Genomic DNA, 12,229 nt, shown 5'->3' with positions numbered 1-12,229 from the left:
AAAAGAGGTGATACAAGCGACTCAATTGCGATATTTTAACAACCGAATACTCCGTCAGCCTACTCTGTTGTTTGATAAGTGTTTCTCGAAGCGGCTATTATAAATGGCTAAACTGACAAGGATTCCTTGCACCAAGACAATAGGAAAATGAAGAGCTGAAACACTTCATCTAACAGTGTTATGAGAAAGTAAAAGGTGTGTATGGTTATAGTAGGAGGTGATACATATGGTAAATTTACGTGAAATAAGAAATACTCATAAAAAAAGAGATAAAGCATTTTATGAAGTGCTTTATCTCTTTTTTATCAGTGAGGAATGTATTTGGGGATATTTTCGGTATGTTTTTACACAATTTCCGTATCGCATAAATTTTATTTTAATATGTGCTATTACATATTATTTTATCATTCCCCCGACAGAAGAATCCCACTTCAAAGAATGTAAAAGGTGTAGCCCAATGAGTAGGTGGGAGATGAATGTCGGTTAGGCGTAAGCCTAAAGGTTATTGGGTTTACAACGAATAAAGAATACTGGAATTTTAGTATTCAGCGTATCTAGAGATGTAGGTTGTGTGCAACGAATCCGTAAGTACCATATTTTAGAGTTTGTGTATCAAATTCAATGTGTTAAAAATGTATGTTATGTAATTTTATAGTTCTTGGTTTTAATTTGATGTAAAGTATTTATGAATACGATAGTAAAAATTATGACCAATAAAGCCTTTTCCCACAAAAAGTTATGTCTAAGTATAAGATTTTCACATAAATTATACCAATTAATAATTAATAAGATCCCAAAAATCCACACACAACTTTTTAATGTGTTTAAGCGGTATTGATATTCTAATATATTTCTCTTCATATATTTCTGCTCCTATTCGATATAATTAAATAGAATTGTAAACATGATAAGTTAATTTGAAACTTATGTGGAAGAACTTTCTCTTGGAAGAGTCAATAAATCTGGTTACAGCCCTAATTACACATAAAGAAAAAGAATCCCTTATGATTTCTAGGATTCTTTTTCTTGTTTAAAGTTTGCTCATACAAATGATCTGCACCTCAATTCATCTTTGATATACAGACCATTTGTATGATAATTTTTATAAATAATTGCTGAATAAAGAACTTACATAAATGCTTTTAAAAGCTCTTGTACGAATGGAATTACTCCACCTATAAATTTTAAAACTGCCATTGCGATTGCCATAGTATTTCCTCCTCTTTTTTGATGTTAAGATGTAGTACATCTTTATGCTTTTATTATAGTAAGCACTTACTTTCTTATCAATACATTTTAATATGCAATATTTCATATTAAGATGCATTTTAAATTCTCTTCCTTTTTTTATGTGTTCATAGATTAAGTGATACAGGGGTTCAGACGAGATACCTGTAAAACGGGGTACCTTCAACATTTTATAAAATAGTAGGCCTCTTTATCTTGTATATATTGAAGGTCTTTCAAATGAAAATAACCTAAGTCTCGGATACATAAATCATTCGCTGTCACAGTTGGGACACACAGAGAGCCGTAAGTGCGATCATGTTGTTTACCTGGACCTGTATGAATATGTAGGAACTGTCCACTTAACAGATCATACTCAAGTTGAATTTTTATCCCAGCTGTATGGCTGCATCCTCCTGCACCTGGATAAACGAATGAAAATATATCCGGAAGTTGAAATGCAGTTGAATCTAAAATACGAATACGCTTGAAAACAGAAGTGTATGGAGAAGAAATCGGCATAGATGAGGCTAATTTTTTGCTTAGTAGTTCGGCTAGTATGTGTTGTAAAAGTTGGACGGCCGCTTTATTAAATCGTTGATTCAGTCTCTCAGGACTGATGAGTACTTCTGTTGATGCTTCTAAACAGCTAGATAACTGAGTTAAAGAAGTCATAGCTACATTTTGGCTCATCCATACACATAAAGCGACTAAATCTTTTGCTTGGTACTTACTGGTTCGTTGTACAAAACCAACATCTCTAGCAAGATCCCGTAAGGTATTTGGAGATAAAAAACTTTGAATCTCTTGAGCAAATAGTTGTAATTCGTCAGACACAGAAACAAACATAAAAAACGCTATCCTTTTCTATGATTCTACAGAAAGAATAGCGTTTTTTTTCATTTTAGGGGGCATTTCTTTTTATTAGCTTGATAGCGATGTGGCGGTACCCCTATTCTCAATAGAGTACACTCTATTGAGAAGGTTAAATATGCAATTTTGCATTTTATTAATTTTATAGCATGTAAACATATTGATTCGTATATAATTTTAGGGTTATAAGGGTAGCATGCCATTCCGATCAAGTTAAGATATTAAAGTAGGTCCTGAACGAAAATTTTATTATTTTACAGTTATTTATGAGAATTCAACTCTTTTTTTCGTTTTGGGAAACAACCCATTTCTTAAGTTGATGGGTATGTGTAGTGAGTCCTATCTTAGTCTAAGTACATCATAACATTCTAACTATTATGGAGCGTGTATTATAATGAAAAAGATTTTATTATTGTTTATAACATTAGGAATACTTATAGGATGTGAAAAATCTGATTCGTGTGATGAATCAAGAGCCATCTACTCTGGAAATTGTAATTTTTCTAATACACTCACAAGCGACAAAGCTGAATTACAATTAGATTCCAGATAATTGCTTTTATACTTAATTTTAAACTAATTGTTCATCAGATTATTATACATTTCATGTAGATTATTCTTGGGGTTCTGCTGCACAGTTTCACAAGAGATAGACATAGATCAGCGTATATGACTAAATATGGTTCTGTTGCAAAATGTTAGTTAGAAACATAGAATAGCAATTTCCTCTACATTTCTATCTTATGAAGCTAAGCCAAACAATTTATGAATAAATTCTTTCTGGTTTTGGACGGATTCGTCCGGTAAAACAACTTGTCCTTTTTTCATCATATGCATGGCTTCAACACCACTTAATATAGAGATTGCTGTTTTAAATGATTTTAATCCTAACATAGAACGAACTCGGATTAATCACCGCATCTTCTGGCGCCATGTCTAAAAAATATTTAAAGGACATGTCATATTTTGAGCGTTCAACAACATCTACATCTGATAAGTCAAAAATGGACTTTAGCAATAAATATTTGAACATACGAACAGGCGGCACTGCATTGCGGCCATTATCAAGACAATATTTATTCTGTAATTCCTCTAAAACAAAAGAAAAATCAACCAATTCATTAAATTGACGAAGCATATTATCTTTCGGCACGACGATATCGTAAATTGCCATGAAAGGACTAAGGTTAAGAGATTGTTGGTTTGAAATCATCCGAGACACCACCTAGAATTAGTACAACTATTATACATAAAAATGGTGAAGGCTTCCTCGATTTCATCAAGGAAGCCTTCACTTGTTTAAACTATATGGACTTTTTCAGTGGCCTCTTTGATTCTGCCCTCTTTTTTAGCTCATTAATAAAAAATTATTTTTCGTTTCTTTGTCTGAATAACAAGCTGTGATTTAATCCACTTTTAATATAATTGGTTAATTGCTTCCCAATAAGAGTATACAGCTACTTTAGCTTGCTCTTCTGAAGTAAACTGTTCAATGTTTGGTAAAAAACTTCTTCCTTTATATTGAAATAATTTTTCTGTTCTAAATGCTTCTTTTTCATATTCTGCAATTTCTCTATGCAATAGATATTGGTTGTTTCCGACATGCTCAATTAAATAGTTGGACGGCTTAATGATTTTATCTTTAAAAATTTCTGGATTCGCTTGCATTAATTTCATAAGCTTTTCCTTTCATCTATTTCTCCTTTTCATAAACTACTTCTCCTTGTAAAATTGTCATTAAAACTTGAGCATCTGGAATCTTATCCTTACTCATTTCAGTTATATTTTCATCAAGTACTACCATATCAGCAGATTTACCTACTTCAATAGAACCAGTTATATTATCAAGTCCTAATGATTTGGCAGGCTTAATTGTATAAGCATCAATAGCTGCGTATACATCAGGTAAACCTTTTTCACCCATGCTTAGTGAATTCGAAATAGTGACAAGTGGATTCAGTTCATTTACGTCCCAATCACTACTAAGCGATACATTTGCTCCTGTTTTCCAAATTCGTCCTAGCGGCATAATTCGTTTCATCTGTTGATCTGAAAAATACATACTTGCCCAGCTTTGCTTAGGATCTTCCGCAAAATCATGCCCTACTTGAAAATCCGCACTAATACCTAAATCAGCAAAACGGTTAATATCACTATCTTCTACCATTTCCACGTGCGTGAGCGTATAAGGTTGTTTTGCTCCTTCTTTTTTCGCTGCTTCAATTGCATTTAAACTCTCTCTTGCTCCACCGTCTCCAATTGTATGAATCAATGCACCATAACCAATTTTATCGAGTTCGGTCAACCACCATTTCATTTTCTGCTCTGGAATATAGTTCAAACCATATGGAGTTCCTTTAAACCACTCAAATTTATATTTTTCTAGTGTTTTAGCTGTGCTGTTAATACTAATTCCATCACTATACATTTTCACTTGATTAATAAGCATTCGAGACGATGAATCGTCTCGCCTAATTTTTTTGAAATACTCAATTTGTTCTGCTTCATTTAAATTTGGATACACCCACGGACGAAGTACTACTCGTGATGTTAACTTTTTCTCATCATTAACTTTATTCCAGACATCTAACCAACCTCGTTTCCAATATAGACGTCCATCACCAACTGTAGTAATACCATTCTTCGCAACCTCATCTAAGCCATCCAATAAACCTTCGTAATTTTTTTCAAACAGATTTGGTTGTGAACTCCATGCTTTCTCCATCACAATATCACCAGCTGAGTCATAAAGAATACCAAAAGGCTCTCCTGTTCCCGGGTCCCGAATAATTCTTCCCCCCTGTGGATCTTTCGTCTCTTTATTCATTCCAGCCAACTCCATTGCTTTGGAGTTAACCCATACAGAATGAGAGGTTCTTTCCATAATTACTACAGGATTATTGGGGAACAGCTCATCAAGGAGCTGCAATGGAGTCTGCTCTTCCGATTCTTCGCTCATGTCTTTTAACAAACTTTCCAAACTAAATCCCAATCCGCTTATCCATTCCCCTTCTTTTAAATCTTTTTGACAATCCTTTAAATACGAACGTTGGTCTTGTAATGAAGCATCTGGTGACACACTACAATTTCCTGCCGCGGATGATTTTGCTTCAAATATATGATTATGATTGTCCACAAAACCGGGAAGGACGGAACGCCCTTGTAGATTTATGACTTTCGTATCTTTATTTATAAATTCTTCTACATCCTTGTCGGAACCAACAAATATAATTTTACCATCTTTAATTGCTACTGCTTCTGCCATATCTTGTTTTTCATTAGAAGTATAGATTTCCCCATTTTTAAATACTACATTGTCTGGCAAATGGTTAGGCAGAACAGTGCTATTTTGCTTGACTTCTCCCACTTCAGGAGCGCATGCTGAAATCAATACCATATTAAAAAGCAGACAAATGACCATTAGTGCTTTCTTTGGAATTCCCTTCATTTTTCTACTCCTTTTATTAAGATAAATTGCTTTTGAAAATAGAATAAACGTTAACATAGTGTCAAGGTCAAATCATTATTGTTGTTACTTTTTAATAACTGAAAAACAAATTTGCGTCACATAATCCTCTACTGGGCAATCGCATTCAGGACCCTTTAAATAGACTTCACATGGTGGAGCAACTATCAGATATCCATTATTTTCAATCCATTCTTCTAGTGCCATATCACCGTAATCTATATCGTCATAACTCCCATGATGCAAGGTAGTAACAATTTGATGCTGCCCTATTTTTTTATCTCCCACTCCCGTGATGAAGTTCCATTGTTCTCATAAATAATTGGAATTCTTAATTCGATATCACTGTGGTTCGGAATATACTCTTCATCATAGAAGATCGCGGATGGAGAACCTACTATTTGAAATTTATTCACTTGTACTTTTTCATATAGGGAATCAAAATGTTCATCCATATCATTAATATCGATTTGTAATCTTTGCGTTATGACAGTTATTTCACTTCTCATTCCAATTAATATATCGTAGTGTCTATGTTGGATTGAAATGAGATCTATGTTCCTATTTATCATTTCACTCATTTCGGAAATAACCTGTAAATGTTGTCTCACTTCATGAGATAACTCTATAATTTGCGATTGCATATGTTTGATAAGTGAATTTTGGTCTGATGACTGAAGAATTATTTTGATTTTCGAGAGAGGAAATCTGTACTCTCTTAGTTTTTTGATTTGTAATGCCACTTCCAATTGACCCTGTTCATAATATCTATATCCATTTATGGGATTAACATATGCTGGTTTCAGTATTTCCTCTTTGTCGTAATGTCTCAACATCCGAGTACTCATTTTGCAAATTCGAGAAAATTCAGTAATTTTATACATTTAAATACTCCTTGAGTAACTTTATTTACTACGCCTTTTATGATCTCATATAATAACCTTTCACCCTCATAATAAGCATGAACGTGAAAGGTATTATATTTTTTACAGGGAGTTTGCAAACAGACATCATTTCCAATTAAAAAAATCCGAAATGGAGAATTCATCCTCCCGACTTTTCATTCTTTTAAATTTTTGAGGTAACAAATGAATAGGACAATACCACGTTAAGCAATTAATTGCGCCTCCCATTGTCGATATATCTCCTACATGAACTGGAATCGCATGTTTATCAGTATGTTTTTGGATGTATTGTAAGACTTCCTGATCTTTAGATAATCCAAACCTAGGAACATAGAGAGCATCTCTTGTTTCTAACATGTTTATATATAAACCTTTGGCTGATGCTATCTCTTGATCATATTGCCCTTCTTCTGTATATGAAGAAGGAACAACTACAAACTCCGCTTCAGGCATTTGCTCTCGAATAATCTCTTGAATGCTATGCCTAAATTCATAATCTCCTAGAAAGTCACTGATAAACATTGTATGTTCATCAATAAACTTAATCATACCGTCTGCATGTGCAAACACATCTCCTGGTTCAGAAGGAATGATAATAACTCGACTGACATCTAAATCCCATTCCAGTTGCTCTATAATTTCTTTTTCTGTCCAATCATAATTATCATCAAGTATACGATCCGTTAATATAATTGTATCTTTTTTATTCCAAATGAGATTACCGCCATCTAATATCAATGGGGAAGTAATATATTCAAAGTCATTTTTCTTCAGCCATTTATTGAATTGTTGATTTAAATATCGACTTTGACTTTCAGGTAAGTAATTTGGTTGGTATTTAAATTTAACGAGGTGATTTGTTACAACTGGTGCAACGTCTCTTAACCAAATGTCGTCATACTCAAAAAAGTTTGTATCAAAGTCTTGTTCTTCCACAGTTAAAGATATAAGTTGATCAGTAAATGCTTTATTTTCATTTAGGTTCTCATTAAAATAAATAAGATCTTCATAAAATGGTCGATAATATTGATTCGATTTATTTGGTATTGCAGTAAAAATAATTCCATTGTGTATTTGATTCATATTGTTTACCTCACTATTTTAAGGGTTATTGAGTAACTGATTGAAACAAGTCATTATCAAGATAAAGTGAAACTTTAATCAGTGGGGGGCTTCATCCCTCAATGATTATTAGCTCTCACCAATCTGACTTTTACGAGCAGCCCGACCCCCACCTAATTTCTTTGCTTTTGCCGAATTTTGAGATGGGGTTCTTACTGCCCGCAAATAGCTGGATACATACAACTATTCCTCAATTCAATTCTCTTATGATTCTATATTTTAGAAACGTGCACATTTCATGAGTGGATTATAGCACGGAGAAATATTATATATTTATATAAAAAATATAAAGCCGTGGTTAAGCGGAAAATTCGCTCTTGACAAGATTTGAAAACCAGGCCATCATCCATATAAATTCAACTTTTAAAATGAATTACATAATAAAAAAGTTACACTCTCATAATAGTGTTTTGGAATGTAATTGGTTATTTGTTATTAGTAAATTGCGTAATAGTGACCTTTAGATAAATCTCAAGTAATTAATATTAAGTTATATCAAAAAGGAAGAATTATTTTCCCTCAAAACACCTTAGAGAAAAATGATAAATACCAAAATTAAATTTACAAAAATACATAACATAATGAAGAAGTATGAAAAACGAAATTGAGGAAATTTCGTGGTATTAACGTAAAACAGTTCACTATCATATAACTCTGGAGATAAAAATATCATATGTATTTTTTTAGTACTGCTAATTACATGGTAATTATCTATCATTAAACTGAAGCTATGATATAAAGAAAAGTCCATGTGTGTTTTATTAAATGTATTTCTACTTTTGAATTCATTTATGAAGGGAATATAAAAAGAGTTCTAAATGAATAGAACTCTTTTTGTTAATAATATGAATAAATAATTTAAAAAGTCTCATGAAATATGCAATTAGATGATTTTTTTATGAGAATTTAAAGCTGACGACTCTAATAGATTATTTTGATTGTATAAGTGTAATAAATGAGTTTCCACTCCTATACAAATCCCTTCTAGTGGAAGGTCATTTGGATCATGACCGAATGGATCTTCGATTTCAACTCCTATCGCTTCAATCCCTATAAATGCAAAACTAATAAACGTAGTTGCAAGCACTGTAAACCATCCGAGACTATCAACAAGACCAATTGGTAAAGTCCCACAAAATATAATCAGTAAACTTTTTATATGGGCGAAATATGCAAAAGGAATAGGGGTTGCTTTGATACGGTCACATCCACCAATAGCAGTAAGCAGATTATTCAAATCAGCTTCCATATTAATTATTATATTGGGGTGAAGGTGACCAGATCTTAATCCTTTTGATAGGATAGTTTTTAACATAAACACAATAGTAATCGGTAAATAGTTTGACTCAATCAATAGTTTTTTTCCTTATCAGAACATAATTTAAACAAATCTTTTACTTCAGATAAATCTTTTTCATCTCTCAAATGTTGTTTAGCCAATTTGGGAAAAGCAATTAATAGATGTAAAAACTTCAGCTTCTCCTGATCCGTATTTTCCCCTTTAAAATCCCAATGACTTAAAAAACTCACCGCCAAATTCCTAGTAGAGCCACCAATAGCGCCAAATAACTTTCTTCCTTCCCAATACCTATCATAGGCAGTATTGGTCCGAAATACTAATAGTAAACCTAAAGCTCCACCAACAATAACCCATGGAGTTTGATTTATATTTATTTCTACATAATAGTGATTAATTATAACCATACCTGTTGAGATACATATATATAATAAAATTCGAGGGAAAATACCCCTTATAATCGTTCCTTTTAATGTAAATACTCGATGTAAGCTATCTTGATTGTTGTAATGAACCATATTTACATAAACCTCTTTCTTTATTAACTTATTTATATTTTTACGGTAATCAAATTCAACATAAAACCAGCTGGATATTATTAAAAAATACAATACCTAACTTTATTTTACTTAGAGGGATAAAAAAATCCTTTTGTATGAAAAACATACCTGAGCTTTACCATCATCTAATTACAAATTCTTAATTTTACTTGATTGTTTTACAGTCTGTATGTTCTCTGTATTAAAAATTAACAGATTATAAAATTAAATAATAGAATAGTGAATCCAATATCGATTTATCCTTTGTTCATAAACATATGATTTTCTGAACAAGTATCTCTTAACGTACAGTAGCTGTCTGTACGCTAAGCATAAAGCAAGTTAAATAAGTCCATTCATAATGTCTAAAGGAACTTTGCTCACACAAATGATCTGCACATCAATTCATCTTTGATATACAGATCATTTGTATGATAATTTTTATAAATAATTGCTAAATAATGAACTTACATAAATGCTTTTAAAAGCTCTTGTACGAATGGAAGTAATCCACCTACAAATTTTAAAACTGACATTGTGATTTCCATAATATTTCCTCCTCTTTCTTGGTGTTAAAATGTGGGCATTTATGATGATACTCTACTAGAAAAAACTTTTTCCATATATTACATATTGTAATTATAATTTTTAAAGTTATACTTTTTCTATAACTTTAAAAATTTGTATTATCAATTATACACTATACGGAAATAATAACTACTCAGCAATACCTTTAATTTAGGAGTTTCATAGGCGAAAATTCGGTCTATTTTTTTGCTACAACACAAACATGTGCGATAACACTACATCTTGTGATAAAACAGGCAAACATATTTTGGTGAATTTTTTCCAAATATTTTATATCTTCATGAGGTGACTGAATAGTTACCAGAAATATTTATATAAGTTACGTATTAGGGGTGAGTTTTTAGGAGGTTTAAATGAGAAAAATATTGCCAGGAGCCATTTCATCTCATACCCAGTATGGGTATTTAAAGGTGCCGAAAAATGTCAAAAGCGAGTGTCCTAAATGCGGTAAATCAAGTGAATTTACGTTAAAAACGAATTTTTACCAAGTTACAAAAAGAGGATTATTCGCAGAAGGGCTTTGTTTTGAATGTAAAAAGCCATCAGAATTCGTGATTATGTTTAATGATTATATGGATCGAATAAATGAAGAAGTAGAAGTTTATATTTATAGTCCTTCGGATTTAAAAGATCCTTCGGATCAGCTCGAACGCAATAAACATGTCCCTATAGACCTTGTCAGGGCGTATCGCTCTACTTTAAATGTCAGTCAGTCAAAAGATAATTCTGCTGCTGCAGTAATGTCAAAACGAGTTCTTGAAAGTGTCCTCAAACATTTTCTTGGAGAGAAAAGTAATGGGCAGCCTCTTTCCCAGCAATTTGAGCAATTGCCAAAATATATCGATTTAACTAAACCGATTCAAGATGTTGGCCACCTCGTTCATCCAGACAGCCCTCTTTATGAGATGCTTGAATTGAAACAGGAAATTGATGATGAAACAGTAGCTTTATTAACAGAATTATTAGAAGTCCTTATCCAGTATTTATTTGTGTTGCCTGAAAAAATCGAATCCGTACATGATAAGATTGAACAGAAATTTAAAAAGGTGTAGCACGCACATTTTAATATTTTTATACGCTAAGAGATTTTCAAAAACCAACAGCATGATTTCAATTGGGATTTTAATTTAAAGATAAGTTTTGAGAAACCGTTTAAGCTATTTTTAACTTATTTTACGTTTTTTACGTTGAAGTGCATTTGTCTCAAATACTTACTGACGCTTTTGAGATTAGGGGATTTTCTTAGATTAGTAAAATCAACGCTTTTTCATGCCGAATTTTGCTTAGCGTATATTTTCGTTAAAATGTGGGCGGTACGTCCTACTCATCAACTTAAGAATTTTTCTATCCTCAAGTATAAAAAATGTTATTCTTTCTAAACCAACTAAATTATATTTCATAAAAATGTTTTAGACTGCAAAAGATATTTGTAACCTGAAAAGGGATTTTCCATTCACATAATCATCTCTATTGGAAGTGAGTGATATTAACTATTGAGTTCTTAAGAAAAATTGGCTTCTTTAGCTAACTAAAGGCATCAGATTTTAAAGTATTCAGCATCAATAAGTATGTATCCTATGAAGGTTAAGAGAAGAACTAGAGTAAAAAAGATTGTTTTTTGCTTTTTACTTCTTTTTCAAACCATCCCCATCTTTTGTTATCCATATCTAAACAATAGTAATCAACAAGAAGAAATAACAGAATGAGTAAGAAATAGAAAAAGATATTCAGTATAATCATCTCCTTTATTATCATAGACGTATTAACTTCCTTTTAATTCCATTTTATCAAAAATGATGCTATGTCACATTATGAATATTCTATTCATGGGGTACGGAAACGATTCACAGAATAACCCGCCATATCCGAAAATCCCTCTAATTTCGGCTGGTTCTTTTTATTATACTTTGTCTTGTAGTTCTATTTCTTCTGTCTATTTTAGTCAGAGTATATTTCAAAATTACATCAGCATTAAAATACAGGAACATTCTAAAAATCCCCCCTTATAAATTTAAAAATATATTGTTATATTCTTAAACTTATAATATAATAAACTTACAAATTTCTTAATATTCAGAAATTTATAAAGGAGGAATTATTATGGCAATCGCAATTGCAATTTTATCATTTTTAGGTGGAGTAATTCCGTTAGTAACAACTCTTTTAAAAGCGTTCATGTAATCCTTACTTCTTTACAATGAATTATCATCTT

General features: G+C 31.9%; 5 protein-coding genes and 6 pseudogenes. 2 read left to right on the top strand and 9 right to left on the bottom strand.

From position 1 onward, the window contains the following. The first annotated feature begins 226 nt into the window (after positions 1-226). Positions 227-487: a hypothetical protein gene (locus ORL93_RS00165; protein ID WP_097795873.1), complete on the top strand. Its 261-nt coding sequence runs from the start codon at positions 227-229 to the stop codon at positions 485-487. Between the two features lie 641 nt (positions 488-1,128). Here ORL93_RS00165 and ORL93_RS31195 read toward each other — a convergent pair. The 9 genes and pseudogenes from ORL93_RS31195 to ORL93_RS00125 all read right to left on the bottom strand — a co-directional run bounded on the left by ORL93_RS31195 (position 1,129) and on the right by ORL93_RS00125 (position 9,408). Then, positions 1,129-1,315: pseudogene (locus tag ORL93_RS31195) on the bottom strand (hypothetical protein). Between the two features lie 110 nt (positions 1,316-1,425). Next, positions 1,426-2,076, bottom strand: a pseudogene (locus ORL93_RS00160) (IS4 family transposase); the annotation flags it as partial. Between the two features lie 765 nt (positions 2,077-2,841). Then, a pseudogene (locus ORL93_RS00155) lies at positions 2,842-3,006 on the bottom strand (IS6 family transposase); the annotation flags it as partial. After that, a pseudogene (locus tag ORL93_RS00150) lies at positions 2,999-3,313 on the bottom strand (transposase); the annotation flags it as partial. The pseudogenes ORL93_RS00155 and ORL93_RS00150, both read right to left, overlap by 8 nt. Positions 3,314-3,516: 203 nt before the next feature. After that, entirely contained in the window at positions 3,517-3,777 is a 261-nt protein-coding gene (locus ORL93_RS00145; protein ID WP_097795871.1) for a hypothetical protein, read from the bottom strand. Between the two features lie 16 nt (positions 3,778-3,793). Continuing rightward, a complete protein-coding gene (locus ORL93_RS00140) occupies positions 3,794-5,548 on the bottom strand; it encodes an amidohydrolase (protein ID WP_265958392.1) in 1,755 nt (584 codons plus the stop codon). 84 nt (positions 5,549-5,632) lie between these two features. Then, positions 5,633-6,450 (bottom strand): annotated as a pseudogene (locus ORL93_RS00135) (MerR family transcriptional regulator). 126 nt (positions 6,451-6,576) lie between these two features. Then, a complete protein-coding gene (locus ORL93_RS00130; protein ID WP_097795868.1) occupies positions 6,577-7,554 on the bottom strand; it encodes an agmatine deiminase family protein in 978 nt (325 codons plus the stop codon). Between the two features lie 922 nt (positions 7,555-8,476). Further along, positions 8,477-9,408 (bottom strand): annotated as a pseudogene (locus ORL93_RS00125) (bestrophin family protein). 962 nt (positions 9,409-10,370) lie between these two features. Between ORL93_RS00125 and ORL93_RS00120 the strand changes: the two are divergent. Beyond that, positions 10,371-11,069: a hypothetical protein gene (locus ORL93_RS00120; RefSeq protein WP_018781541.1), complete on the top strand. Its 699-nt coding sequence runs from the start codon at positions 10,371-10,373 to the stop codon at positions 11,067-11,069. Positions 11,070-12,229: the final 1,160 nt, after the last annotated feature.

Origin of the sequence: Bacillus sp. DHT2, from assembly GCF_026241455.1 — a bacterium.
GTDB lineage: Bacteria > Bacillota > Bacilli > Bacillales > Bacillaceae_G > Bacillus_A > Bacillus_A pseudomycoides.
The sequence above is the reverse complement of the archived record's forward strand: the minus strand, read 5'-3'. Positions and strand labels throughout refer to the sequence as shown.